The sequence below is a fragment of the Streptomyces cyanogenus genome, assembly GCF_017526105.1.
In the GTDB taxonomy this organism is placed as follows: Bacteria; Actinomycetota; Actinomycetes; order Streptomycetales; family Streptomycetaceae; genus Streptomyces; species Streptomyces cyanogenus.
On sequence record NZ_CP071839.1, the window covers coordinates 8,296,426 to 8,322,615 of the forward strand.

At 70.2% G+C, this 26,190-nt stretch carries 23 protein-coding genes and 4 pseudogenes; 20 read left to right on the forward strand and 7 right to left on the reverse strand.

Annotated features, from left to right (window positions below; genetic code table 11):
• Nucleotides 1-352 precede the first annotated feature (352 nt).
• Nucleotides 353-1,015, forward strand: a complete 663-nt coding sequence (locus S1361_RS36625; protein ID WP_208036119.1) for a ScbR family autoregulator-binding transcription factor — start codon at nucleotides 353-355, stop codon at nucleotides 1,013-1,015.
• A 526-nt stretch (nucleotides 1,016-1,541) separates the two neighbouring features.
• A complete protein-coding gene (locus tag S1361_RS36630; RefSeq protein WP_208036120.1) occupies nucleotides 1,542-3,725 on the forward strand; it encodes an MMPL family transporter in 2,184 nt (727 codons plus the stop codon).
• A 164-nt stretch (nucleotides 3,726-3,889) separates the two neighbouring features.
• Here S1361_RS36630 and S1361_RS36635 read toward each other — a convergent pair whose 3' ends face one another.
• Nucleotides 3,890-4,288, reverse strand: coding sequence for an ACT domain-containing protein (locus tag S1361_RS36635; protein ID WP_208036121.1), 399 nt, complete (start codon nucleotides 4,286-4,288; stop codon nucleotides 3,890-3,892).
• A gap of 406 nt (nucleotides 4,289-4,694) precedes the next feature.
• Between S1361_RS36635 and S1361_RS36640 the strand changes: the two genes are divergently transcribed.
• The 4 genes from S1361_RS36640 to S1361_RS36655 all read left to right on the forward strand — a co-directional run bounded on the left by S1361_RS36640 (nucleotide 4,695) and on the right by S1361_RS36655 (nucleotide 8,529).
• Nucleotides 4,695-5,417 (forward strand): FAD binding domain-containing protein, encoded by a 723-nt coding sequence (locus S1361_RS36640; RefSeq protein WP_208036122.1) that lies wholly within the window; start codon nucleotides 4,695-4,697, stop codon nucleotides 5,415-5,417.
• A gap of 200 nt (nucleotides 5,418-5,617) precedes the next feature.
• Complete coding sequence (locus S1361_RS36645) at nucleotides 5,618-6,964, forward strand: MFS transporter (RefSeq protein WP_243769433.1); 1,347 nt, start codon at nucleotides 5,618-5,620, stop codon at nucleotides 6,962-6,964.
• 49 nt (nucleotides 6,965-7,013) lie between these two features.
• On the forward strand, nucleotides 7,014-7,475 hold the full coding sequence (locus S1361_RS36650; RefSeq protein ID WP_208036124.1) for an ATP-binding protein: 462 nt from the start codon (nucleotides 7,014-7,016) through the stop codon (nucleotides 7,473-7,475).
• Between the two features lie 184 nt (nucleotides 7,476-7,659).
• Entirely contained in the window at nucleotides 7,660-8,529 is an 870-nt protein-coding gene (locus S1361_RS36655; RefSeq protein WP_208036125.1) for a 4Fe-4S domain-containing protein, read from the forward strand.
• A 299-nt stretch (nucleotides 8,530-8,828) separates the two neighbouring features.
• On the opposite strand, the gene S1361_RS36660 is transcribed toward S1361_RS36655, so the two are convergent.
• A complete protein-coding gene (locus tag S1361_RS36660; protein ID WP_208036982.1) occupies nucleotides 8,829-9,128 on the reverse strand; it encodes a DUF5709 domain-containing protein in 300 nt (99 codons plus the stop codon).
• 108 nt (nucleotides 9,129-9,236) lie between these two features.
• Here S1361_RS36660 and S1361_RS36665 point away from each other — a divergent pair, with 108 nt between their 5' ends.
• The 3 genes from S1361_RS36665 to S1361_RS36675 all read left to right on the forward strand — a co-directional run bounded on the left by S1361_RS36665 (nucleotide 9,237) and on the right by S1361_RS36675 (nucleotide 10,612).
• On the forward strand, nucleotides 9,237-9,494 hold the full coding sequence (locus tag S1361_RS36665) for a DUF6400 family protein (RefSeq protein WP_208036126.1): 258 nt from the start codon (nucleotides 9,237-9,239) through the stop codon (nucleotides 9,492-9,494).
• Nucleotides 9,481-9,738, forward strand: coding sequence for a hypothetical protein (locus tag S1361_RS36670; RefSeq protein WP_208036127.1), 258 nt, complete (start codon nucleotides 9,481-9,483; stop codon nucleotides 9,736-9,738). The genes S1361_RS36665 and S1361_RS36670 overlap by 14 nt, the downstream gene beginning before the upstream one ends.
• Nucleotides 9,739-10,066: 328 nt before the next feature.
• Nucleotides 10,067-10,612, forward strand: coding sequence for a hypothetical protein (locus S1361_RS36675; protein WP_208036128.1), 546 nt, complete (start codon nucleotides 10,067-10,069; stop codon nucleotides 10,610-10,612).
• Between the two features lie 595 nt (nucleotides 10,613-11,207).
• Here S1361_RS36675 and S1361_RS36680 read toward each other — a convergent pair.
• Nucleotides 11,208-11,651, reverse strand: coding sequence for an SsgA family sporulation/cell division regulator (locus S1361_RS36680; protein WP_208036129.1), 444 nt, complete (start codon nucleotides 11,649-11,651; stop codon nucleotides 11,208-11,210).
• 236 nt (nucleotides 11,652-11,887) lie between these two features.
• Here S1361_RS36680 and S1361_RS36685 point away from each other — a divergent pair, with 236 nt between their 5' ends.
• The 5 genes and pseudogenes from S1361_RS36685 to S1361_RS36705 all read left to right on the forward strand — a co-directional run.
• Nucleotides 11,888-12,877, forward strand: coding sequence for a pirin family protein (locus S1361_RS36685; RefSeq protein WP_208036130.1), 990 nt, complete (start codon nucleotides 11,888-11,890; stop codon nucleotides 12,875-12,877).
• A gap of 20 nt (nucleotides 12,878-12,897) precedes the next feature.
• Complete coding sequence (locus tag S1361_RS36690) at nucleotides 12,898-13,236, forward strand: GNAT family N-acetyltransferase (protein WP_208036131.1); 339 nt, start codon at nucleotides 12,898-12,900, stop codon at nucleotides 13,234-13,236.
• A gap of 208 nt (nucleotides 13,237-13,444) precedes the next feature.
• Nucleotides 13,445-14,011 carry an SMI1/KNR4 family protein gene (locus S1361_RS36695; RefSeq protein ID WP_208036132.1) on the forward strand — a complete coding sequence of 189 codons (567 nt, stop codon included), beginning with the start codon at nucleotides 13,445-13,447 and terminating at the stop codon, nucleotides 14,009-14,011.
• 56 nt (nucleotides 14,012-14,067) lie between these two features.
• Nucleotides 14,068-14,453 (forward strand): annotated as a pseudogene (locus S1361_RS36700) (transposase); the annotation flags it as partial.
• 4 nt (nucleotides 14,454-14,457) lie between these two features.
• Nucleotides 14,458-14,787 (forward strand): annotated as a pseudogene (locus S1361_RS36705) (hypothetical protein); the annotation flags it as partial.
• A 342-nt stretch (nucleotides 14,788-15,129) separates the two neighbouring features.
• On the opposite strand, the gene S1361_RS36710 reads toward S1361_RS36705, so the two are convergent.
• The 3 genes from S1361_RS36710 to S1361_RS36720 form a co-directional block, all read right to left on the reverse strand.
• The gene (locus S1361_RS36710; RefSeq protein ID WP_208036133.1) at nucleotides 15,130-15,633 is read right to left on the reverse strand and encodes a transposase; all 504 of its coding nucleotides are present in this window, start codon (nucleotides 15,631-15,633) and stop codon (nucleotides 15,130-15,132) included.
• 149 nt (nucleotides 15,634-15,782) lie between these two features.
• Nucleotides 15,783-19,322 (reverse strand): nSTAND1 domain-containing NTPase, encoded by a 3,540-nt coding sequence (locus S1361_RS40105; protein WP_341829374.1) that lies wholly within the window; start codon nucleotides 19,320-19,322, stop codon nucleotides 15,783-15,785.
• 5 nt (nucleotides 19,323-19,327) lie between these two features.
• Complete coding sequence (locus tag S1361_RS36720; protein ID WP_208036135.1) at nucleotides 19,328-19,648, reverse strand: CU044_2847 family protein; 321 nt, start codon at nucleotides 19,646-19,648, stop codon at nucleotides 19,328-19,330.
• Between the two features lie 372 nt (nucleotides 19,649-20,020).
• Between S1361_RS36720 and S1361_RS36725 the strand changes: the two are divergent.
• From S1361_RS36725 to S1361_RS36750, 6 genes and pseudogenes are all read left to right on the forward strand, one after another.
• Nucleotides 20,021-20,304 (forward strand): annotated as a pseudogene (locus S1361_RS36725) (IS110 family transposase); the annotation flags it as partial.
• 528 nt (nucleotides 20,305-20,832) lie between these two features.
• Complete coding sequence (locus tag S1361_RS39975; protein WP_208036136.1) at nucleotides 20,833-21,882, forward strand: DUF11 domain-containing protein; 1,050 nt, start codon at nucleotides 20,833-20,835, stop codon at nucleotides 21,880-21,882.
• Entirely contained in the window at nucleotides 21,879-22,034 is a 156-nt protein-coding gene (locus S1361_RS36735) for a hypothetical protein (protein WP_208036137.1), read from the forward strand. Before S1361_RS39975 ends, S1361_RS36735 begins: the two co-directional genes overlap by 4 nt.
• Nucleotides 22,035-22,296: 262 nt before the next feature.
• Nucleotides 22,297-22,434: pseudogene (locus tag S1361_RS39630) on the forward strand (thiamine pyrophosphate-binding protein); the annotation flags it as partial.
• Nucleotides 22,435-22,474: 40 nt separating this feature from the next.
• Nucleotides 22,475-23,083, forward strand: a complete 609-nt coding sequence (locus S1361_RS36745; RefSeq protein ID WP_208036138.1) for a YdeI/OmpD-associated family protein — start codon at nucleotides 22,475-22,477, stop codon at nucleotides 23,081-23,083.
• Between the two features lie 309 nt (nucleotides 23,084-23,392).
• Complete coding sequence (locus S1361_RS36750) at nucleotides 23,393-23,635, forward strand: hypothetical protein (protein WP_243769435.1); 243 nt, start codon at nucleotides 23,393-23,395, stop codon at nucleotides 23,633-23,635.
• Between the two features lie 352 nt (nucleotides 23,636-23,987).
• Here the strand turns inward: S1361_RS36750 and S1361_RS36755 are convergent, their stop codons facing one another.
• A complete protein-coding gene (locus tag S1361_RS36755; protein ID WP_208036139.1) occupies nucleotides 23,988-25,925 on the reverse strand; it encodes a glycoside hydrolase family 5 protein in 1,938 nt (645 codons plus the stop codon).
• Nucleotides 25,926-26,190 lie beyond the last annotated feature (265 nt).

The following is a 26,190-nucleotide window of genomic DNA, read 5'->3' on the forward strand; positions in this document are numbered from 1 at the left end:
GCTGCCCGGCGCGCCCCGAACCGTCCCTGAAGTGCCCATGAGCGTGCGTCCATACACCGCCGATGCCCCCGCACCGCGGTCCGACACCTGCTCGCCGGGGCATGTCGGCAGCACGCGGAGCGGGCTGGTCCCGCGGCCTGTGACGCCATGAGCACCCGCCCGGACGCACCGCCCGCCGGTCCCGCCGCAACCGGATCGCCGGCCTGCGGCACCACGGCGGGGCCCGCTCCTAACGCCGGTGCTCGTCCGCATGCCAGGCGCATGTGCCAACCGCCCTGGCGCGCCTTCCGGTTGAGAGGCGTGCGGTATGGTACGAGCTGTTTGGTTTAATTTTCAGCTTGGGGGAGGGTCCATGGCTCAGCAGGAGCGAGCTGTCCGGACCCGACGCGCTGTTCTGGAGGCCGCCGCGGCCGTCTTCGCCGAACGCGGCTACGCGGCTGCCACCATCGCCGAGATCCTCAACCGGGCCGGCGTCACCAAGGGTGCCCTGTACTTCCACTTCGACTCCAAGGCGGCCCTCGCCCGCGGCGTGCTCCAGGAGCAGATGCGGACCGAATACCACCTCCCGCGGGAACTCAAGCTCCAGGAGTGGGTGGACGCGGGCATGACCCTGGCCAAGCGACTGCCCCAGGAACCCGTGCTGCTCGCCGGGGTCCGGCTCTCGGCCGACCTCCAGGGCCACGACGTCCTCGGCAGCGCCTGGCCGGCCTGGGCCCGGCTGACCTCGTGCGTCCTGACGGAGGCCAAGGCGCGCGGCGAGGTGCTCCCGCACGTCGTGCCCGAGGAGACCGCCCAGGTCTTCCTCGGCGCCTGGATCGGCGTGCAGTTCGTCTCGCAGGCGGTGGCCGGCTGGGCCGACCTGGACGAACGGATGTCGGCACTGTACGGCCACCTGCTCCCCGCGATCGCCGCCCCGGCCGTCCTCGTCCGCCTGGACACCGCACCCGACCGGGGTGCCCGTGTGATCGCCGAGGTCCACGAGAAGTCGGCAGACCTCGCCGGCGTCCCCGGCTGACACGCTTCCCCTCTCCCGCCGCCTCCCGACGCGGCGTGACAGGCGTACGTGTCGGCGCGTACCAAACCGCTGAGACGGTTTACACCCTGCCGAACCGGCGGGTCATGCCCCGCCGAACCGGCGGCGAACGGCCGGCGCCCGTCCGGGAGCGCTCGCGGCCATGACGCCATCACCGTCGTCCGTACGATCACGTCCCGCCGGAAGCCCACAGGCCGCGCCGACCGACCGGGAGCACGACGAGACGCTCTTCGCCGCGACCGTCCGCAACCGGCCGGTTTCCCGCCCAACAGCCTCCGGTTCGGGGCATGTTCACCGTCTGGCCTCGGCTTTGTCCGGAAAATTGGCTGGTTCGGCTCTCTGGCTCCAGGCGTGCGCGTCTCGTGCGAGAACACGTGTTCACGGTCACTAGGATGTGAGAACAAGACAACCATTCGACCGGCCCGTTGGACCCGGGCCGGTCGGGTCGCCGATGCCAGGGACCGCTCCCCGGGTTGCGGTGATCTTCCTTCCCAGGAGGACCGTCCGCATGTTCCGACGAATAGGCAACGCCGTCGTCCGTCATCCCGTTTGGACGATAGTGGCGTGGCTGATCGCCGCGGTGGCGATTGTCGCCACCGCTCCGAGCCTGCCCTCGAACAGTGACGAGAGCAGTTTCCTGCCCAAGAGTTACGAGTCCATCAAGGCGGCGGATCTCCAGCAGAAGGCGTTCCCCAGCGCCTTCACCCCGTCCGCCATCGCGCTCTACCAGCGAACCGACGGCGGCAAGCTCACCGCCGCCGACCAGAAGGACGTCGCCCGGATCACCACCGAACTGGGCAAGAAGCACATCGACCAGGTGCAGAAGGTCGTCCCCGGCCAGCCGTCCAAGGACGGCAGGTACGCCCTGACCCTGGTGCAGATGGACAGCAAGAACGCCGGTCAGCCCAAACAGGCCGACGCGGCGAAGGAGTTGCGTGACGAGGCCAAGGAACTGGCCAAGGGCACGCATCTCGACGTCAAGCTCGGCGGCTCCGCCGCGCAGGCACTGGACCAGCAGGACTCGTCCAAGCGCGGCGAGGCGTTGATCGGTATCGGTACCTTCGTCATCATCCTGGTGACGCTGCTGATCATCTTCCGGGCACCGATCCTCGCCGTACTGCCCTTGATCCTCATCGGTCTGGTGTCAGCCGTGGCCAACGGTCTGATCGCCTACGCCACCAAGCTGTTCGACCTCGAGGCCAACAGCTCCATCTCCTCCATCCTGATCGTCGTGCTCTTCGGTGTGGGCACGGACTACTTCCTGTTCCTGATATTCCGTTACCGCGAGAGCCTGCGGGCCGGTGACGAACCCAAGCAGGCCATGATCAACGCGGTGGGCCGGGTCGGCGAGGCCATCGCCTCGGCGGCGGGCGCGGTCATCATCGCGTTCCTCGCCCTGGTGCTGTCCACGCTGGGCTTCCTGAAGCAGATGGGCCCGGCGCTCGCCATCGCGGTCGGCGCCACCCTGGTCGCGGGCCTGACGCTGATCCCCGCCGTGGTCTCGCTCATCGGACCGAAGGTCTTCTGGCCCTCGAAGTCCTGGCAGAAGGAACCGCAGAACGCACGCTTCGCCGCGCTCGGCCGGGGCGTCCAGCGCCGCCCGGCGCTGACCGCCGTCGCGTCCGGACTCGTCCTGCTCGCCCTGTCGACCGGCATCCTCGGCTACAAGGCCACCTTCGACCTGGCCTCCGGCTCCATGCCCAAGACCAAGGAGTCGATGGTCGTCCAGGACGAGATGCAGAAGGCGTACTCGGCGGGCGCCGCGGCACCCACCGACGTCTACCTGTCCAGCACCGACGGCAAGCCGCTGGAGCGGTCCGCCTTCGACGCGTACGCGAAGCAACTCGGCGCCGTGGACGGCGTGGCGAACGCCCGCATGACCCAGGTGAACAAGGACGGCACCACCGCGGACTTCACCGTCACGCTCAAGTACGAGGCGTCGACGGACAAGGCGATCGACGCCGTGGGCCGGGTCCGCGACGTCGCGCACTCCGCGGCGCCCGACGGCACCGAGGCGCTGGTCGGCGGCATGTCCTCGATCTACAAGGACATCGACGCGGCGGTCAACCACGACTACCGGACGGTCTTCCCCGTCGCCGCCCTCCTGATCATGGTCATCCTGGGCCTGCTGTTGCGCAGTGTGGTCGCCCCCTGGTACCTGATCGCCTCCGTGGGCCTCGGTTTCGGCGCCACCCTCGGTGCCACCGTGTGGATCTTCCAGGAGGCGCAGGGCCACTCGGGTCTGATGTTCATGCTGCCGGTGATCATGTACCTCTTCGTGGTCGCGATCGGCACCGACTACAACATCCTCATGATCGCCCGGCTGCGGGAGGAGGCCCGCGAGGGCCGGGAGCCGCGCGAGGCGGCCGGCATGGCGCTCCGCCACGCCGGGCCGACCGTGGCCGCGGCGGGCTTCATCCTGGCGGCGACCTTCGCCACCATGATGCTGGCGGGCAACTCGCTGCTCTCGGAGATGGGCTTCGCGGTCTCCTTCGGCATCGCGGTGGCCGCGTTCGTCATGGCGATGTTCTTCACGCCGAGCCTCACGGCCCTGATCGGCCACGCGGCCTGGTGGCCGGGCCACGGGGACCGGGCGGAGGTGCCGGCCGCCGGCGCCGGAGGTTCCGGACCGGCCCGGGGTGACGAGGAGCGGGACAGCACCGCTCACGATCCCGCCGGGCGCCGCGGCTAGCGCACGCGGTGTGACCGACGAGTCCTGCCGGGCCACGCGGCCCGGCAGGACTTTTCCCGTCCGGGACCGACGACCGGCCTGCGGCGGTCGGCAGGTGGCGGCGGGGCCGCGGAAGCAGTGGATCCGCCGTGCGTGCGGGCGCCGCGACCGAGCGCCCGTCCGGTTCAGCGTTCCGCGGCCGCCAGCCGGCGCAGGACCTCCACCGCCTGCTCGGCCTGCTCGTACGGCACGAAGAGGTGGTCGTGGTGGAAGCCCGCGACGACGTTGCAGCTCAGGCCCGCATCTGCGAGAGCCCGGGCGACCGCGGCGGTCAGACCCACCGCGTCCAGCGCGGAGTGGACGCGCAGGGTGATCCACCCGGCCACATGGTCGTACGCCATCCCGGCCGCGTCCGCGTCCGCCTGCGGCACCACGAGGGTCAGGCCCTCCTGCTCGGCGACCGTGACCACCGGGGACACCCCGGAGGGGACGCCGCCCTCGGCCGTGGTGAAGACATAGCGGCCCGGGTTCAGTTCCGGGCGCATGTCGCTCAGCAGTGTCCTCAGATCAGTCTCACCGGTCACAGGACCACACTAAGGGCGGCAGGCCGGCGGGCCGCCCACGCGTACTCCAGGCGGGCGGGTCCCGTGCTGTGGCCGGCCTGACGGCGTCCGGGGCCGGCAGCCGGTCACCGGAGAACGCGTGCACCGCCTGGCCGAGTGCCCGCAGTTCCGCCCCGTCGTGGTCGACGGTGAACGAGCCGGGCCGGACGGCGTGTGGGTGCCGGAGCCGCTCGGGCTCCCCGGTGGCACCGGGCAGTCCACCGTGCCCGCCGGCCGAGCCGGCTCCGCCCGCCGTCCGTGGAGCGCGCGTCGCATGCTCGTGTGAGCCCTGTACGCGCCCCCGCCCGGCGGGCAAGACTGCGCTGTCGGCGGGCGGCGGCCGCCACCGTCCGCCCGTCGTCCGAGCCCAGAAAGGCAGGTGGCCGCCGTGCTGTTGCGTCTGCCCACGTCCGTGACGGAAGCCCGGGAGTGCCTGGCCGAGGGGGCCGTGCCGATCGGCGGCGCGACGCTCGTGTGGGCCACCTGGCAGCGCGACGGGTTCCCCGAACTGGCCTTCTCTCTCCGTGAGTTGCCGGAGGCCAACGTCCTGGGCCGGGAGACCGTGGGCGGCGCCGTGCTCCTGCACCGGATCGACGCCACGGTGCCGGACGTCCTGCGGCTGGCCGCCGGCACGGTCGGCACCGGTGCGGTGCGGCGCACGGCGACCGTCGGCGGCAACATCGTCGGCAGCACACTGCGCTGCCTGCTGCCCGCCGCACTCGTCCTGGACGCCCGGGCGACGGTCCTGGAACCCGACGGCGTCCGCGAGGCGGACCTGGCCGAGGTGGTCGCCAAGCGTCCCGTCCTGCTCAGCCTGCGCTGGCGCCCGCCGACAGCCTCGGCGTACCGCAAGCTGCCCGGTGAGGCGGGGGGAGCGCCGCCCCTCGTCGTGGCCTCGGCCGTGCACGCCGGGCACGGGACGCCCGACCGTCTGCGCGTCGCCGTACGGGACGGCTACGACGTCCTCTGCGGCACCACCCTGTGCGAGCCCGACGCCGAAGCGACCCTCGGCGCGCTGCGCGGCACGGCCCTGGGTGAACTGCCCGCCGCCGCGTGGGACTTCGTCCGGCCGCAGGTCACCGGCCTGCTGGGGAGGCGCGGCACGGACTGACGCGACGGCCGGTCCTCGGGTCGTTTGCCGTCTCGGCAAAGAAGCTGGCCGGTCGGCGGCCTCCTGCCGGAGCCTGGCCCGGTACACGACCCTGCGTACCGGAGAGGCGGACGACGACCGTGCCGACGATGCCCCTTGCCCCACCCCCCGCGCTCAGCAGACGCAGACGCTGGACGGTGCTTGCCGTCTGCTGTCTCAGCATGTTCCTGGTCGGCCTGGACACCACCATCGTGAACGTCGGCCTGCCCTCGATCGGGCGCGGCCTGGGGGTGGGGACACGCGGCCTCGAATGGACCGTGGACGCCTACACCATCGTCCTGGCGGGTCTGCTGATCTCCTCCGGCGCGCTGGCGGACCGCTTCGGGCGCCGGCGGGTGTTCCAGTGGGGGCTGACCGTCTTCGGGGTGGCCTCGCTGGCCTGCGCTCTGGCCCCGTCGGTGGGCGCGCTGGTCGCGGCCCGCGCGGTGCAGGGAATCGGCGCCTCCATGCTCAGTCCGGTCGCCCTCGCGATCGTGGTGAACGCGATGCCGGATCCGCGGGAGCGGGCGCAGGCGATCGGCGTGTGGGCCTCGGTGTTCGGGCTCAGCATGGCGGCGGGGCCGGTCACCGGCGGCGCCCTCGTCGCGGGACTCGGCTGGCGGTCGCTGTTCTGGATCAACGCCCCGGTCATCGTGGCCGCCCTCGTGCTGAGCGCGGTGTTCGTGCCCGAGTCCCGGGCACGGCAGACGCGGCGACCCGACGTTCCCGGGCAGCTGCTGCTGACCGTGACGATCGGGATGTGGGTCGGTGTCCTCATCGAAGGGCCGCGCATCGGCTGGACGTCACCGGCGGCGCTGGTCGCCTACGCGGTCGCCGCCGCGGCCACGGCGGGGTTCGGGTGGCTGGAACTGCGCCGGGACGAGCCGCTCATGGACCCCCGGCTCTTCCGCGGCCCGGTGTTCAGCGGCGCGGTCCTCGGCGCCGTGGCCGTGTTCGTCGCCCTGAACGCGGCGCTGCTGCTCAACACCCTCTACCTGCAGCACACCAGGGGATTCAGCCCCCTGGCCGCCGGGACGGCGACCCTGCCGATGGCGGTCGGCGCGACCGTCTGCGCCCCGTGGTCGGGCCGGCTGGTCGGCCGGCGCGGCCCGCGGCTGCCGTTGCTCCTGGCGGGCGGCTTCCTCACCGCAGGCGGCCTGTGTCTGGCCGGGCTCGGCCGGGACACCAGCCTCTCGCTGCTGCTGTTCGCCTACCTGCTCATCGGCATCGGGTTCGGCTTCGCCAACGCGCCGATCACCAACACCGCGGTGGGCGGGCTGCCGCCCGCCCGGGCCGGCGTGGCGGGTGCGATCACGTCCACCGCACGCCAGGTCGGCGCGGCCCTCGGTATCGCCCTCGCCGGCGGTCTGGTCGCGGACACCGGCCCGGCCGGACTCGCCCACGCCTCCCGCCCGGGCTGGCTCCTGGTGGCCGGCTGCGGACTCGTCGTACTCCTCGTGGCCCGCACGGCAGGGCACACGCCACGGGCCCGGGTCCCGGACACGGCGTCCGTGGCGGGGGCACGCTGAGCGCTCGGCGGTGCTCGCCGGGCCGCCGGGGCGTGCCATCGTGGCGGGTATGGCGACAGAACCGGACGTGGCGGTGCTGGTCGGGCTGCAGGCCTCCGGGAAGACCTCCTTCTACGCGCAGTGCCTGTCCGACCGGTACGCGCTGGTCAGCAAGGACCTGTTCCCCCGCGCTGCCCGGAACAAGCAGCGCCGGCAGATGCGGCTGCTGGCGGAGCATCTGACGGCCGGACGGGCCGTGGCCGTCGACAACACCAACCCGTCGCCGCAGGAGTGGGGCCCGCTGGTGGAGGCGGCCCACGCCCATGGCGCGACCGTGACGGCCTACTGGTTCCCGCCCGACGCGGCGGCTTCCCTCCGGCGCAACGCCGGACGCGAGGGCCGCGACCGGGTCCCCGACGTCGGCGTCCTGGCCACCCTGAAGCGGCTGCGCATGCCGACGGCGGCGGACGGGTTCGACGCGGTGCACGAGGTGCGGTTCGACGGGCGGGGCGGCTTCGAGGTACGGCCCTGACCGCGGCCCAGGACACCAAGGCTCCCGGATTCGGCTGATTTGCTCCCTGCCGGGAATCCCCTGCTGAGAGTGGCCCGGCGCCGGAAGAACAAGGTCGGCATGGCCTACCGGTTCGACAGCCGGCGGGATACCCCTGGAAGAGCGGCCTCCGCCGAGGCCGCCGCCCCGTGGAAGGAGCCCGGCCGTGGACGGATGGTACGTGGACGACCGCTGCACGAACTGCGATGTGGCCCGGCAGTTCGCACCCGAACTGATCGGCGAGGCCGACGGGAAGTCGCGCATCCTGCGCCCGCCGGCCGACGAGGCGGAGAACCGGCGCTTGCACGCGGCCGTCTTCGCCTGCCCCACCCGCTCGATCCGGCCGGTGACCGGCCGGGCGGACCAGTCGCTCGACCCGTTCCCGCTGGCCCTGGACGACGGCGTACTGATCTGCGGGCACAACTCGCCCCACACCGCCGGCGCCAACTCCTACCTGCTGCTGCGCCCCTCCCGCACCAGCATGATGATCGACACCCCCCGCTGGAGCCGCGACCTGGCCGAGCGCTACACGGCCGCGGGCCCCGTCACCGACGTGCTGCTCACCCACCGCGACCACGCCGCACACGGCCGCCGCTACGCCGACCACTTCGGCGCCCGGCTGTGGATCCACGAGGACGACCTGGACGCCGCCCCGGACGCCGACCAGGTGATCCGCGGGCTCGAACCACTGGAGATCGCCGAAGGCGTCACCGTCCACCCCCTGCCCGGGCACACCCGGGGCAGCGTCCTCTATCTCGCCGACGACCGGTACTGCTTCAGTGGCGACAGCTTCTTCTGGTCGCGTACGACCAGTGATCTGGAAGTCGCCGAGAGCGTGACCTGGTACTCCATCGAGGAACTCGCCGCGTCCCTGGCCAGGACGGCAGGGCGGCTGCGGTTCGAGTGGGTCCTGCCGGGCCACGGGGACCGGCGCCGCCTGCCGGCCGACGAGATGGCTCGGCGCCTGGACGCCCTGGCGGAGCGCACCCGACTGCTGCGCCCGCGCCCGATCGACTTCACCGGGGTGCGCTGGTGAGGGCCGGCCGGGCTGTTCACCGGGACACGGACGGCGAACCGATCGACGACGAGGTCGGTGACGCGCGCGCCGGCCGGCTCTCCGCACCGGACGAGGGAACCCACGAGAACCAGCCGGGGCAGCTCTTCGTCTACGACATGGCCCGGCCGGTCCGGCTGACGCTTCCCCGAGCGCTTGCGGACCAAGTCCCTGGTCCTGCCGCGCCAGGTGCTGGGAATGACGGCCGCGACCTCCTCACCAGCACCGGCGTGACCCTCGGCAGTGTGGTGCCGAGCCTCGCGCTCGCCGGGTCGGCGGCGTCAGCAGCTCTCGGAGTCGGGGGTCACATGCATCTCGGCCTCCTCCGCCGACGCCCCGGCGCCGTCCAGCCCCCGGTCTGAGGCGAACAGGTGGCGCTCGGTGTTGTCGCTGCGGGCGATGAGCCGCCGGGTGCGCCGGGCCCGCAGCGGACCGCCGTCCACCACGACGGCCTGCACCGGACCCAGCAGCGACGCGCGGATCGCGCCGCACTCGACCTCGTCGGGCACGCCCATGTCCACGGCGCCGAACGCGCGGGAGAGGACCTCGCGCCAGCGCTGCCAGCGCGGCGTGGCCGCCACATCACGTGAATCCGTGAGACCAGGGGCAGGGGGAGTGGGCTGCCGGGCTCGTGTGATGTGCCCCACGGGCCCTTGGCGTGGCCGAAAACTGTACCTAAGTTCGGTCATATGTCCGCCCAAGACGCCGCACTTCCCCCCGAGCCGATCGACTTCGCCGTAGACCTCACCGGCCACGAGATGACCCGGCGGACCCACGTCATGGCCGCACTCGGCACCGACTGGGACCCCGTCGAGGCGCTGCGTGGCGAGGAGGAGGCGTACGACATGCTGTACTCGGGCCTCGACGGGGAACAGCAGCGGCTGTACGACACCCTCGTCGAAGCCGGGGTTCTCCCGCGGCGCGGGAGCGGCCGTGCTGCCCCTTGATCCGCAGGCGGACATCGGGCGCCGCGCCTGGGTGACCTGCCCGAACTGCGAGGACCACCGCGCATGCGACACCTGCCGGCAGGGCCGCAGGTGCACGGACCACTGGCGCTACCTGCTCTCCAACACCGGCAGCCTGCTCCACCTGCAGTGCCCGTCGTGCACCCACATCTGGGACCACGAGACGGGCTTCGGCGCGACCCGCACCCGCTGGACCCGAACGGCCAGCGGCCGACAGCCGGAGTGACACCCCGCGCACGGGCCGAGGCCGTTTCGGGGCGGTACGGCGTGCGTGGGTGCCGGAGCCGACGTGTGTGCGCTGCAGGTGTCCGGCGTCGTGCGTGTGCGCCGGGTGGCGCGCGTGCGTCGAGGCTGTCGGGCCTGGTGTGTCGTGCGTGTGTGCCAGGACGGGCTGCGAGCGCCGGCTGCACGGCGTGGTGCGCTGTGCCGGCGTGCGGTCGGGCGACCTGTGTGCGCCGGGAGCTGTCCGGGTGGGTGCGCTGTGCGGGTGTGCCGGGTTCGACGTGCCGGTGTGGTGATTGTGTTCCACGCGGGGTGCCGGCCACCGTTGACAGGTGATGCTCGTTCCGGGCCGGCTGTGGCAGTGGGGGACGGGGAGCCGGGCCGTGGGCGCGGGTCTCGCCGTCGGCGTCTTCTTCGGTGCCTTCGCCCTCGTCGAGTCGGGGGCATGGGCGGCCGCCGTGGTCGTCTTCGTGGTGCTCGGCCTGCTCTACGGGATCCGCGTGCCGCGCCGCATGAACCGGCTCTGGCCCGAGGCGAAGGACATGAGCCGGGCCGACCGGGCGGCCGTGGTGCGTGCCACCCGGCGGGGCGAGCCCGTCGCCGATCCCGGGCTGGCCCCCGCGGTCCTCGCGTACGCCGCCGCGCTGCGGCGGGCCGCGGAGGAGGACCGGCTGCGCCGCTGGATCGTCCTGGTCGTCACCCTGCTCGCGATCGCCCTCGCCGTGTACGACACCCTGACCGGCACCACGGGCGAGATGATCTCCTCATGGCTGGTGGTCGTCCTCTGCGTCGCCGACCTCTTGTGGTGGCCCCGCAGACGGGCCGTCCTGCTGGCCCGGTCCGACCGGGCGGTGGCGTCGGTCCGCCGGCTCGGCTGAACCGGAGGACCGCCGGGGGCCTGCCGTCCGGCAGACCGACGTTCCGGCCCGTGCAGCGGAGCGGTCCAGGCCGGCCATGACGCCGCCCAGCAGACCCGGAAGCCGCTGCGGCACGGCCCGCACGACGGCGACGCGCCCGCAACCCCGAGCACGCCGAGGGCGGCGTGCAGGCGGCTGCGGTCCATGGGCCGGGCGGTGACCGTTTCTGGGCTGGGTACCGGACGGAGATGCCGCCGGCGAACCAGGCGGCGCGGATCTTCTTGCAGAACCGGAAGAACTGCGGCTCCAGGGGTTCCCCGCGCGGACGCACGCCGGTGACGGCAGGCCGGGCGGAGGCGCGGACGGGCGGACGCCCCGCGCGGGAACGCGATCACGTGCGCAGGCGCTCCGCTCGACGGGAACGCGGTCACGCACACGGACGCACTGCCCGCCCTGCCGTCGGCGCCCCGGCTCAGGAGCGCACGAGTGGGGTGTCCACCAGGTGTTGTGCCTCCTGCGGATGGCGTGCTGTGTACGCCGTGGACGCTAGGGGCGGCAGCGGGGTGCCGGTTGCCCAGGAGCGCACGCAGGAGTGCTCGTCAGCGCACCGGGCGGGTCACTCGCTGCCGGCCGTCAGCTGTTCGACGACGCGGTCCAGATCGAGGTGGCGGTGCTCGGTGCCCGGCGGCACCAGCGCGTCGGCGCGCCGCAGGAAGCCGGTGACGACGGCGCCGTCCACCTCCAGCACCGCCGCCCCGGCCCCGGTTCTGAGCAGGATGCGGATCGCGTCGGAACGGGGCCTGAGCCCGGGGAACACCACGACGTCCCCCGACCCGCTGGGCCGGCGCAACCCCTGGGCGAGGAGTGCCCGGGCGAAGACCCAGTCCACGGAGGGGGCGGCGGGCGCGCCGAGGGACAGGCACACGGCGTACGGGTCGGTCGCCGAGTAGCGCAGCTCGGCGGGGAGCGGCACCGGCGGATCGTCGGCCACGGCGACGTGGACGCTCGTCCTGCAGACGATCGGGTCCTCGTCCGCGGCCTCTGCGGGATCGTGTGTCATGTCGTTCCCGGGATCGTGTGTCATGCCGTTCCCCCAGTCTGCGACGGCTCGGTTGCGTTGTTCGGTCCGTGCCAGGGCGGGCCGAGGTGCCGACGACCGTACGGCGGGGCCGGGGGAGAGGCTGGCCGGGGAGCGCACGGGTTGTAGCCCCGCGGCGAATCGGCATGGCGCCCGGCCCCACCCGGCCGCATGATGATTGAATATAGAACAACTAGCGGGTCGAGAGGTGGTCCACGATGAGCAATGCCGAGACGGAACCCGTCGAAGTACGCTGCGGCACGGCGGTGGCGGAGGAACCGGCGGCCGGGACGCCCCGGGTCGACGTGCTGACCCCGCGCGACGTGCCCCTCGGCGGCCCCCGGGCAATGACCGTGCGGCGCACTCTGCCGCAACGCTCCCGGACCCTGATCGGTGCCTGGTGCTTCGCCGACCACTACGGCCCCGACGACGTCGCCGCGACCGGCGGCATGGACGTCGCACCGCACCCGCACACCGGGCTGCAGACCGTGAGCTGGCTCTTCAGCGGCGAGATCGAGCACCGCGACAGCCTCGGCAGCCACGCCTTCGTACGGCCCGGCGAGCTGAACCTCATGACCGGCGGATACGGCATCAGCCACTCCGAGGTCTCCACCCCGCGGACCACCGTCCTGCACGGCGTCCAGCTGTGGGTGGCCCTGCCCGAGGAGCACCGGGCCGCCCCGCGGAACTTCCAGCACCACGTGCCCGAGCCGGTGCGCACCGACGGGGCCGAGGTCAGGGTCTTCCTCGGTTCCCTCGCCGGGGCCGTCTCCCCGGTGCCGACCTTCACGCCCCTGCTCGGCGCCGAGATCGTCCTGCAGCCGCACGCGGCCCTCACGCTCGCCGTGGACCCCGGCTTCGAGCACGGCCTCCTCGTCGACCGGGGTGCCGTCCGTCTCGCGGACGTCCACCTGAAACCCGCCGAGCTGGGCTACGTCCACCCCGGCCCCGGCGCGCTGACCCTGACCAACGAGTCGGACGACACCGCGCGGGCGGTCCTCCTCGGCGGAACACCCTTCCAGGAGGAGATCGTCATGTGGTGGAATTTCATCGGCCGCAGCCACGAGGATATCGTCAGGGCCCGCGAGGACTGGCAAAACTCTTCCGATCGTTTCGGGGCCGTCGAAGGATATCCGGGAGACCGTCTCCCCGCCCCGGCCCTGCCGAATGCGACCATCACGCCGCGCAGGAATCCACCGCGTCACTGACGCCGTCCGAAAGGCACCCGATGAGCCAGCCTTCCCCCGTTTCCGTCGTCGAGCGCGTGGACTCCAGGAATCGCTACGAAATCCACGTCGACGGCGAACGCGCCGGACTGACCGCCTACCGCGACCGCGGTGAGCAGCGCGTCTTCTACCACACCGAGATCGACGACGCCTTCGCCGGACAGGGCCTCGCCTCCCGGCTGGTCCAGGAGGCGCTCACCGACGTACGCAACTCCGGGAAGCGGATCGTGCCCGTCTGCCCGTACGTGGCGAAGTTCCTCAAGCGGCACGAGGAGTTCGCCGACCTGGTCGACGCCGTGACACCCGACGTCCTGCAGTGGCTGGACACCGAACTGGGCTGATCCGCTGGAATCCGTTCGTATCCGGTACCGGAGAATCCCGGTACCGGATACGGCGGTAAATCCTTGTATGGCCTGAAGGGCGGTGAGTGATTTCAGAAAGCAGAATGCTTCCCGGATTTCACTCAGCCGTTGCCTGCCACTTAAAACCGTGGGTCTTGCGGTGGTCCGACGACGGCAAGATCTAGGCTCATGAGGGTACGGTTCGGGCGTGACCAGTGACGTCGGCGCCCCGAGGGGGACTTGGAACGGTGCCTCGGTGCGCTCCCGTGTTGCCGCGATGGCTCGGGAAGATCCCGAGCACCGCCGCTTCGGCGCCTCTCACCACCGGTACCGGCTTCACCCGCCCTTGGCGGAGGAGGCGATCCGCTCGTTCGAGCAGGTGCACCGCGTCACCCTTCCCGCCTCCTACCGAGGCTTCCTGGGCTCGGTCGCCGGCGGCGGAGCGGGACCGGACTACGGACTCCTGGGCCTGACAGAGGCAGTAGACGACGAAGAGGCACTGCACGACCTTCGGGCGGAGTGTTTGCGCGTGGGCTTCCTGGCCACCCCGTTCCCGCACACCACGGACTGGCCCGGACCGGGCCGGGGAGGCGACGCCGACTACTCGGTCGCCGGGACGCTGGTCCTCGGCGAGATCGGCTGCGGTACCTTCTCCCGCCTGGTCATCACAGGGACCAATGCGGGACAGGTGTGGCTCGACGACCGCCCCTGGGGCGGCCTGACCCCAGGACCGGACTTCGGCGACTGGTACACCGCATGGCTGGCATCCCAGTAGATCTCGAACGAGGTCTTAGAGCGTGTCCTACATGGCGGTTGGTCGTTGAGCTGGGCATGGGGCGGGGCACGTGGAGTTGGATTGTTCCGGATGGCCTGTGGGAGCTCGCGAAGCCGTTGATTCCGGAGGACCGGGTACGACCGCAGGGCGGCTGGAAGCAGAACACGCCTGATGAGACGCTGTTCGCGGCGATCATCTACGTGCTGGTCAGTGGCTGTGCGTGGCGGGCCTTGCCGCCGTGCTTCGGGATATCGAAGTCGACCGCGCACCGCCGGTTTATGATCTGAGCCGGCGTGTGGGACCGCCTGCACGAAGCGGTCCTGCATCAGCTCGACGATGCGGGCCTTGTCGATGTCTCCCGTGTGGTACTCGACTGCGCCCACGTCAGGGCGAAAAAGGGGGTGAACACACAGGTCCGAGCCCCGTGGGCCGGGGGAAGCCGGTTCCCGTACACCAACAACGACCGCTACCGCGGCATTCACGGCAGCCGCCACGTGATCCTCGTCAACCCGGCCGACCTGTCCGAACTCGGCCACGCCCAGGGCGACCGCGTGGACCTGGTGAGCGTCTGGGAGGACGGCACCGAGCGCCGGGCCGAGAACTTCGAGGTCGTGTCCTACCCGGCGGCCAAGGGTTCGGCCGCCGCCTACTACCCGGAGACGAACGTCCTGGTGCCGCTCGACAGCGTCGCCGACGTAAGCAACCAGCTCACGTCGAAGGGCATCGTCGTCCGCCTCGAACCCATGGGCGACCGATCCCGGTCGGCGCCCGTCTGACCGAAACCGATGATGCCGCACCCCGCCGGGCCCCGCTGACGGCAGCGGCGCCCCCGCCGTCCGTCTGGTAGCGCGTGCTTCGTTGCGTCGACCCTCTACCAGGTCCCCGATCTCCTCCAGGAGCTGCTGACGTGCTGGGCTGACACCTGCACCACCTGCGGACGTCCTCTACCCGCCCAACGAAGCCGCCGCAGACAAGGCAGAACCTAACGAAGCACTCCTAGAAGGGTCATGAAGATCTTGGTGAGGGCTGGTCGGCCGTAGGCCGGGCAACCCCTGTCCGTTAGGCGGTGGCCGGGGCGAGTTGCCAGCCGCTGCCGGTGTGGGTGAGTCCGAGGCTGATCAGTCGGCGGAGTGAGGGCGGCTGCTCGGATGTGGAGCCAGGTGTTGTTGTCGATGGTTCCGCAGTAGCGGAGTATGCGGTTGCCGTGCGGACGAGCCAGGCGACGGCGCGTTCGACGGGTGGTCGCCAGCGGCGATGGGCGGCTTGCCAGTCGGCTCGGTGGCGGCCTGGCGGCGGACGGCCGCTTGCAGGTCGTGGTGGGGCCGGATGGTCAGGATGCGGCCGGCTTTGGCCTTGGTGCACCGCTCACGCCGAGGACATCCGGCGCAAAGGTCTTCGAAGGCCGCCTTGTGCTGGCTGTGCTGTCCGCCGGGGTCCGACAGCACAACGGTGTGTCCGGCGGGGCAGGTGACTGTGGCGGCGGCGGTGTCGATGGCGAAGTCGTCCAGGGTGAAGCCGCCGGGGATGGCGGGCCGCAGCGAGGCGGGCGTGAAGAACAGCCGGTGTCCCGCTTGGTGCAGTACTTGGCGCGTGTCGCCGGCGGTGTCGCCGAAGGCGTTCACCGGGCTCGGGTCTGGTGGTGCTCGGCTCCGGCGCCGGGCCGCAGAGCTACGGCGGTGTGTAAGCCTCGCTTGATACACCCGGCCCCTTTGGACTTACTCGTCTAGCTCGCTGATGTGTCGGGCACTGCACCTTGATCAAAGACGCCTTCTCATGGACCAGCCTCAGGGGCGTCTGAGGGTTCCTCAATCCATCGGCGCAGCATGGGTAGCAGGACGTCAGGGTCGACCGGCTTGGCCACGCAGTCGGACGCGCCTGCCTCGACAGCCAGCTCTTGGCCGCCAAGCGCACCCCCTGAAGCCAGCGCGATGATGGGCATGGCACGACCCCTCGCCGTCCGGCGAATCTTCGCGATCGTCGTCGGGCCGTCCGCCACCGGCAGCATGACATCGATGACGACAACCCTGATACCGTCGCGCTGCTCCAGCAAATCGAGTGCCTCGTCCCCGTCCTCGGCATAGCTCACGTACAGACCGTGGCCTTCCAAGAGGCTAGTGAGTGCGAAGACGCTGCGTATGTCGTGGTCGACGATTAACACCTCGCCGTCAAAGCGGATGTCCCGGTCCACCTCCACGACCCCGTGCTCATCCAAGTTCTTCGACGGCGCTTCGGCACCGGTCAGGTCCAGGAGCGCAGCCTGCTGTTGACGTAGGGCTGCAGCTGCCTGACGGCGCCTGATAAGCGCAGCGAATTCGTTCTGTGCCTTTGCTGTCGTCTCGTCGTCCTGCGATGGATCGCTCGGATACAATGGCAAGTACAGCGTGAACGTCGAGCCGTGACCTGGTTCGCTCTGCACATGGATCTCACCACCAAGTAGCCACGCGATCTCTCGCGAAATAGTGAGTCCGAGGCCCGCGCCTCCGTACTTGCGCCTGCTGATCGCGTCAACTTGCTTGAACGCCTCGAAGATGACCTCCAACTGGCTGGCCACGATGCCGACCCCTGTGTCTATCACAGCGAACGCGACGACGTCGACGCCTGGACCCGAAAGCGACCCAGCCTCCATAAGCTGCCGCCGTATGGCCGGCGGAACATCCGTGCCGGCGGGGTGAATGGCCACCCCGACTTCACCGGAGTCGGTGAACTTGATTGCGTTCGAAACCAGGTTGCGCATCACTTGCAGCAGTCGGTGTTCGTCGGTAAGTAGTGTGGGAGGCAATTCCGGAGACACTCGCACCGAGAAGTTGAGGCCCTTTTCCGCTGCCAATGGATTGAAGAGGGCCCTTAGGTAGTCGGCGAGCTCTACGAGTGTGGCTGGATCGGCGAGTACCTTCATCTTGCCCGCCTCAACCATCGACAGGTCGAGAATGTCATCGATCAGTTGGAGGAGGTCGCTGCCAGCATCATGGATAGTCTTTGCGAACCCGATCTGCCTTGGCGAAAGGTTCTTTTCGTCGTTGTCTGCGAGCAGCTTGGCCAGAATCAAAAGTGAGTTGAGTGGTGTGCGCAATTCGTGTGACATGTTTGCCATGAACCATGATTTGTTGCGCATGGAGAGCACGAGTTGTTCGGCACGTTCCTCTAGGACCTGCCGGGCCTCTTCGATCTCGGCGTTCTTTTCCTCGACGTCGAGGTTCCGCAGTGTCAGCAGTTCAGCTCTTTCCTCCAGTTGAGCATTGGATGCCTGGAGTGCTTTTTGTCGTTCTTCCAGTTGTGCCGTCTGGTGCCGCAGTTGTGCGGCTATCTCCTGAGATTGGCTTAACAGCTGTTGAGTTTGCTGTTGCTCAAGGATTGCGTCGCTGCTGAGCCGGATGAGATTGGCAACTTTCTCTGGGATGTCCGGGCCGCGTTCGCCCAGCCAGCGCTGTGCCTCCGCTACTCGGGTAGCGGAGAGGAGGTCTTCGTCCCGGGCGCGTTCTTCCATGACGGTCAGCCACTGCTGGAAATCGGCGTCTTCCTCGACCCAGGCAGAGAGTCTGTCCCATTCTCGAATCAGTGCTTCGTGTGCGATCTCGGCTGTCTCGGGTCCATCGGATCCGAGGATGACGAGACGTCGGTCCGGGTCGGCCAGTAGCTGGGCGATGTGCCAGTCAGTGCCGAGATGGGAGCGCTCGGCGGTCACGCGGACGGCGCTGGCCGCCCCACCGCGGGCTCGAATCATGGATAGCAGAGCACGACGGATGCGTTGCTCATCCAGTCGGAGTTGGTCGTGTAGCCAGTAGTAGGCCTTCTCCGCGTGCTGGTTCAGGGCTCCAGCAACGCCGCCGAGGCCGTGATAACTGTCGAAACTGATTTGGCGTTCACCCTGCAAGGGCCACAGTTCGGTCAAGGTGAACTCTAGGAGTGGCAGACTACCTGCTGCCCTGCTGGCCTCACGGGCGATCTTCTCCGCCAGTCCCGGGCTGAAGGCCACTCCGGCAAGTTGTGCCGGTTCCACGATCACCCGTGTCAGTGCTGCTTCGTCCAGCGGGGAGACGTTCAGCTGCCGATCTTGTAGTCGGGAACCGATCTGAGGTAGTTCCAGCAAGTCGGGAAGAAAGTCGGCCCGCAGTGTGCACACCAGACGTACGTTTGGGTCTTGCACGGTGTCCGGGGGCGGCAGCAGATGCTGCAGGAACTGCAGCGTCTTATCCGTGTCCGGACTCCCGCTGAGCACCTCCTCGAACTGGTCCCCGATGAGGGCCAGTCGTTTCCCGGTGAGCAAGGAAACCTTCGAAGCTACGGGCCAAAACCCGTCCTCACGCAGCGCCCGGGCTCGGTGATCCAACTGTTCAAGGGAGTGGTTCGCTCCAGGATGCTCAAGATCGAGCAGCGCCCGAGCAACTGATTCATAGGGTGTCACTCCTGGCCGGAAGGACGCCACCATCCATCCGTCTGCCGAAAGCGAAGGCTGCAGTCCAGCCGCAACAAGGGAAGACTTTCCGACACCTGAAGGGCCGGTGACGACCACAAGCGGCTGCACCCTCACCATTTCCCGGAGCCGCTTGACCTCGCGCTCGCGCCCCACGAAGATGCCCGCCTGCGCGTCTGCTGCCGTGAATGCCTGCAGCCCTCGGTATGGACACGGCGGAAGTACCAACCGACCCAGGACCTCGGGCCAGGCAGTTGCTACCTCTGACAGGGCCACTGCATACGCATCTTGCTCTGCACCTTCTTTGCTCGCGATTGCGAGCATCCCTACGGCTGCATCGCCCCAGCGATCCGTCGCCACAACTGGCGTGCCGCTGTAACCGGGCTGAGCTCGCAAGGCGGCCTCGGCGCGGGCATCGAGCTGGATCAAACCACCACCGACTGCTCCACGTACAGAGCAGGTGGTCCAGGCACCCTTGTCCTTTCTGGCGGGGACACTCGGATAGCCGAACATCGATACCTGGGAATCGGCGGTCAGGTCAATACGTGCATCGACCAGCCGCGCCGGCCCGGCTCCAACAGGCAGTGTGTCTCCACCCACGACGACCAAGCCGGCTACGTCACGTCCAGAACCGCCTGGTCCAGCGGGCGGATCCCACGCCTCGACTCGGCAGACACGCAGCGGCGCGCCATCGACGTCGCCCAGCAAGACGAACTCAACCTGGACTCGAACGTCGTCATGAGGGCGTTCAAGGCGGTACTTGTCACGTCCGAGCGCTGCATTGACGACATGTGCACATGTGACGATGTGCCGGTCTCCGACAACGAAACCGAGGCCGATGGGAGCGCCTGAGACTGCTGACCGGATCTTTACGATGAACCCTTCCCGCCGAGCGTGCATGTGGATCAAGCGCGCTTCCAGACCACCCGGACGGCGAAGTTCACCTCTGTCGTCCCCTTGGCGATGATCACGCCGCTTTCGCCGCCGATCTTCAGCCCGAACTGAATCTCCATCTCATCCGGCTTAAGCTCTTGGACCGTTTCAGACACCTGCGACAGAGCTGGCCTCACGCGCTCCAGTGCCTGACGGAGCGAGGTCTGGGCTCGGGATACCACGCCGTCGTCCGCAGCAAGTTCCAGGTCCGAGCCCACCAGGCTGCCGTCAACCTCGAAGACGGCAGTGCCTTCGCGATCACCGTCCACCGTCATCATGACGAGTTCTGCCACAGTGCCCCCTTGCGCCCGGCAGGCCCCCAGCCATGGGAGCCAGCAACAATGTCCCTCATTCTGTGACATCCAGTACCGGCATCGCGGGAAAATCCAAGAGAGATTCCGAAAGTATCGAGCCACCCTTACACCAGGCGGCGCACAGAGGACGGTGGAGGACTGAGATCTGGATGCACGTGATTGGCAGGCGGGGAGTCAGGGGAGGTTCCGCCGCCCGTCCCTTGTGTCTCCCCCGTCTCCCGCTGGTCTCCTTCGCTGAGACGGCAGTTGGAGAAGCTGTCCCGCCGGGCGTGGGGAGAGCAGCGCCCGGCGGTGGTTTCGGGGCTACTCGCTGAGCAGTTGGTGGAGGTAGGCGGCGTTGCCTGCCAGGTCGTGGCCCAGGACCACGGTGTGCTGAGGATCGACGACACCGGCACGTTGGTGACCAAGCGGCACATCAGCGAAGACGTGGCCGGCTACAAGGTCCTGCTGGAGCTGCTTGCCGAGTACGGCGACACCGAGGGGAACCCCATCCCGGTAGCGATCGAGACGTCCGCGGCCTGCTCGTGGCTGTGGTGCGGACCGGGACGCGGAAGGTGTTCGCGATCAACCCGATGGCGGCCGCCCGCTACCGCGATCGCCACTCCGTCTCGTGCAAGAAGTCCGATCCTGGCGATCGGCCAGCTCGGCCAGGCCCTGCCCGCCGCGACACGCGGGGTTGCTCATTGCCTCGCTACCTCGAAGTGATCGGCTCCGGTTATCTAATATGGTTTGTCATGATTTTTCGTCAGGTGTCCCGTGGCGCTTCTGCCTTGTGGCGTGGGACTGCGGGGCGCTTGGCTGTGAGGAGAGGTGAACTCGCGGATGAGCGCTCGTGCGCGTAGACAGGGCGATCTGTCGTGGTCTCGGGTCGTCCGTCGGTGGCCCGTGGCCGTGTTTCGGGCCCGGGGCGCTGGGCTCCTCCCGGTTCGTGCCGTCGGTGCGTCCGGTCCGGCCGGCTGGAGAGCGCGGTGTGGGGGTGGTGTCGGTGGGGAGCGTCTTGCTGTCTGGTGTGGCGCTGCTGGCGGCCACGGCTCCACCCGTAGCCGCCGCACCGACGGGAGCCAAGCCGGCCACCGCCCCGGTACGGGCACGAGGAACTGACCCATCGGTTCGCCTTCGGCTTCACCGGGGCCCCGCAGAGCCTCACCGTCCCCGCGAACGCGGTGGTCACGATCACCGCGGATGGCGCCGGGGGCGCCGACAACACCGGCAAACCTTGCCTTGTCACGGCGTCGGGCGGGACGGGGGCGCGGGTGGTGACGACTCTGTCGCCATCCGCCTCCCCGACGACCTGCACCGTCAACGTCGGGGGCACCGGCGCCGCCGGCTGCAACCAAAGCGGCGCCGGCGGCTTCAACGGCGGCGCCCCAGGAGGCAGTGCGAGCGGCCCCAATGGCGCTCGCCAGGGCGGTTCCGGCGGAGGCGGGGCGTCCAGCGTCAGCACCGGCACCAGCCTCCTCATCGTCGCTGGTGGTGGTGGCGGCGGTGCCGGCGGATCCAACGCCGGCGCCGGAATCGTAGGGGGAAGCGGGGGCAACGGTGGCACACCGGACGCCACCGCCGGCGGCACCGGAGCATCCCTTTTTGGCGGTTCGCCGGGAGGTGGCGGGCAAGGCGGCAGCACCACCACCATGACCGGCGGCACCGGCGGTGCGCCCGGCAGTCCCCATTCCGCTTGCACGGCCACCGCGGGTGGCCCGGGGAGCGGTTTCACCGGCGCCACGGTCGGCACCGGGGGCACCGGCGGCAACAGCACCGCGTGCATTACTGCTGGGGCCGGGGGAGGCGGCGGCGGGGGAGCCACCGACCTCGGGAACGGTGCCAGCTTCGCTAATGGTGGTGGCGGTGGTGGGGGCAGCAGCTTCGTCACCCCGTCGGGCACCGGAACCAGCTTCAGCGCCTCGACGATCGGGACGGCGAACAGCAACGGCCAGGTGACCATCTCCTACACGGTCCCGTCGTCCTTGACCATCACCAAGACCCACATCAGGCACTTCACCCAGGGGCGGGACGGCACCTACACCATCACCGTGGGCAACGCCCCCGGGGCCGCCCCGACCGACGGCACCCCGGTCACCGTGCAGGACACCCTCCCTGTCGGGCTCAGCGCCGACAGCATCCGCGGCACGGGATGGAACTGCACCCTGAGCACCCTCACCTGCACCCGTGCGACGTCCTCGCCGCCGGAAGCAGCTACCCCCCCATCACCTTGAAGGTCGACGTCTCCTGCACCGCCCCCCGCCAGGTCATCAACACCGCGACGGTCACCGGGGGCGGCGACACCGCCACCCACACCGCCACCGACCCCACGAAGATCAAGAACCACGGGCACGACGAGTGCTGCGAGCACCACGACCACTCATAGCCCAACCGACCCGTGTCATCGGCGGGGCCTGGCTGCCTGTTGATCCGACAGGAACTCGACCGACACCAGGTCCTCCGAAGATCGACAACACTGACCCGCGAAGGCTGCGCCGCACGATCAGCCCAGGTCAAAGCGCCAATCGAGGCCGCGAGGGCAGCCCGTGTCCTACGTGCGGGGTGAGGCGGACGAATCGCCTGTAGCAGTACAGACAGCCCGCGAGGGACCCCGTCGTTGCCGCGCGGTCGCACGGCCTGCCGACGTCGAGTGGATCCAGCCTCACGAGGAGGTCGCTGCGTTCGCCGCCGGCACGGAGGCGCAGCTCACCGGGCGACTGGCCGCGTGCGCGGGCTCCTGCGGACCGGGCGACCTGCACTTGATCAACGGCTTGCACGACACCCACTGTTGGTGCCCCGGGCGGAGACGCTGGGCATCGACGGGTCATGACAATCGGGCGGGTGTGGTTCGCTGGTGGAGTGACTCAGGACTTGGAGATCGTCGCATTCGAATCCGCCGAGGCATTCCAGGCATGGCTCGACGCGAATCACGCCGTCTCGCCCGGCATCTGGCTCAAGCTTCGCAAGAAGGGCCCCGGAATCGTCGCGCTGGACTACGCCCAGGCGCTCGACGTGGCACTCTGCTACGGCTGGATCGACGGCCAGAAAGCCAAGTTCGACGACCAGTGGTGGCTCCAGCGGTTCACCCCGCGCAAGCCGAGCAGCAAGTGGTCCAAGATCAACCGGGACAAGGCGGCCGCCCTGATCGAGCAGGGCCGGATGCGTCCGCCGGGGCAGGCCGAGGTCGACCGCGCCAAGGCAGACGGCCGCTGGGAGGCGGCCTACGACGGCGCGAAGACCGCCACGGTGCCGGACGACCTCGCGGCGGCCCTGACCGCCGAACCGGCCGCAGCGGCGTTCTTCGAGACGCTGGACCGTCAGAACCGCTACGCGATCCTGTACCGGATCCAGGACGCCAAGAAGGCCGAGACCCGGGCGCGCCGGATCGAGAAGTACGTAGCGATGCTGGCGAAGGGCGAGAAGCTGCACCCGTAGTCGCGGAGCGGGTCCGTGGCCGTGTGGGCTCCCGGCGCGCCCGCGGCCGCGGCAGCAGCCACCAGGTGTGCTCACTGAGCTGACGTAACGTCAGAGGCCCTGAGCAGGCGCACCGCTCAAGACCGAAGACCCGCGTTGCCTCACCCCCGACGGCCGCCGCCGCATCCTCGGCTCGTTCGTGGCACCGCTTCGTGGCCAACGCACTGCCGTGCAAGGCACCCCCGGACGCGGGGGCGGCGACCGCCCGCCAGCCGGTTCCCGCCGCTGCCGGCCGGGGGCCTTGGCGGCGCGCTGTTCTACCCCTTCGAGATGGACACCGTCGTACGGCTCTCCAAGGATCGGCTCGTCGCCACGTACTACAGCGCCTACAGCACCGCCTCCGGCATCGCTGTCTCGCTGGGCGACCTGGCCGTCGGGGCGCTGTTCGACACCGGGGTGCGCTGGCTGCCGTGGGCCGGACTGGCCGTGACCGGGCTCGGCTGCGCCGCTCTGGTGACACGCCTGCACCAGGCCGGCCACCTATCGGCGAGGCCGGCTCCGCTGAGCGGGTGACTCTCCCCGGATGTCCTGCCCGGTGTGCCCCGGAGAGGCGCCGCCGACACCGATGGACCGCCCCGGCGAAGCCCCCCCGCACCAGCCAATTCCCTTGCAGAACCGCCAGCACCGCTACGGCTGCGGCGCCGTACACGCCCGCGACCTGACCGCACCCGGCGAGCTGGATGCCAGCGAACTGATGGGCGGTCAGAGTCCCTGGCTGGCCGTCACCTCGGAGCACGACGAGGTCGACGGGCTCCACCCTCGGCTTCGCGCACGCGCCGGAGAACGTGGACGAGACGTCCGCGATCCACGAGTACCACTGGCAACCGAAGGACGCCCCCCCGGAGTCGTCGGCCTGTCCCACCGCTCACCGTGCGCGGGCCCGGAGGAGCTGAGAGCCTCGGCACAGCAGGGCCGCCGGGCCGGGCCGGCTGCCCACGCGGGTCGTGAAGGCGATGCCGGCGGCGTACTCGTCCGCCGCGCACTGGCCCTTGTAGGCGCCGTACGCGAAGTCGCCGCCGGCCGCGTCCGCGGGACGGTTGTCGGAGCGGTCGAACCACACGGTGCGGCCGGCACCCGGCAGGCCGGCCCGCGCCGGAACGCACAGCGCCGCCGACACACCAGCGCCGCGCAGACTGTAGCCGATGAGGAACTGCCCTGCCGGGCACTGGTACTTGGTGTAGCCGGACGCCCAGTCGCCGCCGGCCGGGACGTACCGCTCGTCGGTGACGACCGTCTGGCGGGCGTCGCCGGCCCGCAGATCGCCCGCGCCGACGTCGGTGCACAGCCCGCGCCCACCGGTGTGGCTGAGCCCGGCCAGTCTCGTACCGTCGGGGCAGGCGGCCTTGTACGCCCCCCGGTCCCAGTCTCCCGTGGCGCGCACCCGCAGTGACGCGACCGCGTCGCCGTGATCGGTGTCGAGCATGCGCCAGAGCGGCACGGACGCCACGGGCCCCGTCCTGCCCGGTGCGGTCATCAGGTGCCCCCATGCGGTGGCGCGCCAGTCGCCCGGGTCGAGGATGCCCGAGCGGTGCCCCGCGCCGTCGTAGCGCAGCAGCGCCCAGTCGTCGTGGCCCTCGAAGCCGACCAGCGGCCAGAACGCGAAGTCGGCGTCGTGGTCGGCGAAGTAGTCGGTGACGTTGCCGAACCAGGCGCGGGCTGCCGGGTTCGTCTCGCTCGAACCGATGCCGAACTCACTCACCCACACGGGCGCGGTGTAGTGCCGGCCGTCCTCCTGCACGAAGAACGCCTCGTCGTCGAGGGCCGCGGCCAGTTCCGACCGGGACAGATCCTGGTAGCGGGCGTCGTGGGTCTCACCGATGCCGGTTGCGCCGCTGTGGTGCGGGCCGGTGTAGCCGTAGAAGTGGGCGGAGTAGACCAGCTTGCGGGAGTCCACGAGGGTGTGTGACAGGGTGCGGGCGGGGGTGAGCACCGGCCGGCCGTGGGGGAGCCCGTCGACGGGCACGCCGGTCCAGTTGATGCCCTCGATCACGATGAGGAGACGCGGGTCGGCCTCGGTGAGGATGCGGTCGGCGGCCAGCCGGGCCGCGCGGTACCAGTCGTGGTCGTCGCCCAGGCCCCAGTTGGGGTCGTCCAGGACGTCACGCCGGACCTCGTTGTACAGGTCGGCGCCCACCACGCGCGGCACGGTGGCGTAGCGGCGGGCCATGAACACCCAGTCGTCCGCCCACTGCGTGGTGGACTGACCGGTGTTCCACCGCTCGTTGCCGTCGACGCCGCAGCACCAGCGGGAGGTGTTGGTGTGGTTGTTGAGGATCACGGCGAACCCGCTCCGGCTGAGCGCGTCCACCACGGTGTCGTAGATCTCCAGCGGTGTCCTGCCGTGCAGGGCAGGGTTGGCCGCGACGGCGCTGTCGGGCACGGACGACGTGCTGTGGATCATCTCGTTGGAGAACGGCAGCCGGACGGTGTTGATGCCCAACTGGTGGAAGTCGGCCAGCAGTTGCGGCAGCGGTGTGCGGTCCAGGCCGAGCGGGATGCCGTGGGAGTCCTGGCCGGCGTGGTGCTCGGCCGGGTCGGCGGCACTGCCGCTCCCGGTCCACGAGCCCTGAGCACCGTCCCAGTTGGCGCCCTTGAGCCGGAAGCGGTCACCGTGGGCGTCCACGACGTACCGGCCCCGGGTCGACAGTGGTGCCGTCCAGGTGGGCTCGTCGGTCGCGTCGGCGGCGGCGCGGGCGGCGGCGTGCGGTGGTGCGGCGGCGGAGGCCACGGTGGTCGTGGTGGCCGTGAGCAGGAGTCCCGCGGCGGTGACGGCGAGCCGCAGCACGGCTGGTGGCATCGGCATGAGAGCAGACCTCGGTGGTCGGAGTTGGGGGAACGGGCGACCGGTCGACGGCACGGCCCGACGGGGCGGACTGTCCGCCACCGTGCACCGTGCACCGTGCAGGAAAGGACCGGGAAGGTCCACACCTACGACGGCGGTGGTGGGGGAGTCCCCTTCTGCTCCGGTGTCGCCGCGAACAGCCGCCTGCCGTCCCGTTCGACCCCGGTCCTGACCGCCGTCGCGAAGCTCTTCCGGTGGAACGGGTACCACCAGCCCAGATGCCGCC

Excerpts from the sequence above, each read along its gene's own strand:
- S1361_RS36755 (WP_208036139.1), bottom strand. The coding sequence starts at position 25,925 with ATGCCGATGCCACCAGCCGTGCTGCGGCTCGCCGTCACCGCCGCGGGA.
- S1361_RS36625 (WP_208036119.1), top strand. The coding sequence starts at position 353 with ATGGCTCAGCAGGAGCGAGCTGTCCGGACCCGACGCGCTGTTCTGGAG.
- S1361_RS36745 (WP_208036138.1), top strand. The coding sequence starts at position 22,475 with ATGACAATCGGGCGGGTGTGGTTCGCTGGTGGAGTGACTCAGGACTTG.
- S1361_RS36645 (WP_243769433.1), top strand. The coding sequence starts at position 5,618 with ATGTTCCTGGTCGGCCTGGACACCACCATCGTGAACGTCGGCCTGCCC.
- S1361_RS36750 (WP_243769435.1), top strand. The coding sequence starts at position 23,393 with ATGGACACCGTCGTACGGCTCTCCAAGGATCGGCTCGTCGCCACGTAC.
- S1361_RS36685 (WP_208036130.1), top strand. The coding sequence starts at position 11,888 with ATGAGCAATGCCGAGACGGAACCCGTCGAAGTACGCTGCGGCACGGCG.
- S1361_RS40105 (WP_341829374.1), bottom strand. The coding sequence starts at position 19,322 with ATGCACGCTCGGCGGGAAGGGTTCATCGTAAAGATCCGGTCAGCAGTC.
- S1361_RS36630 (WP_208036120.1), top strand. The coding sequence starts at position 1,542 with ATGTTCCGACGAATAGGCAACGCCGTCGTCCGTCATCCCGTTTGGACG.
- S1361_RS36650 (WP_208036124.1), top strand. The coding sequence starts at position 7,014 with ATGGCGACAGAACCGGACGTGGCGGTGCTGGTCGGGCTGCAGGCCTCC.
- S1361_RS36690 (WP_208036131.1), top strand. The coding sequence starts at position 12,898 with ATGAGCCAGCCTTCCCCCGTTTCCGTCGTCGAGCGCGTGGACTCCAGG.
- S1361_RS36665 (WP_208036126.1), top strand. The coding sequence starts at position 9,237 with ATGTCCGCCCAAGACGCCGCACTTCCCCCCGAGCCGATCGACTTCGCC.
- S1361_RS36680 (WP_208036129.1), bottom strand. The coding sequence starts at position 11,651 with ATGACACACGATCCCGCAGAGGCCGCGGACGAGGACCCGATCGTCTGC.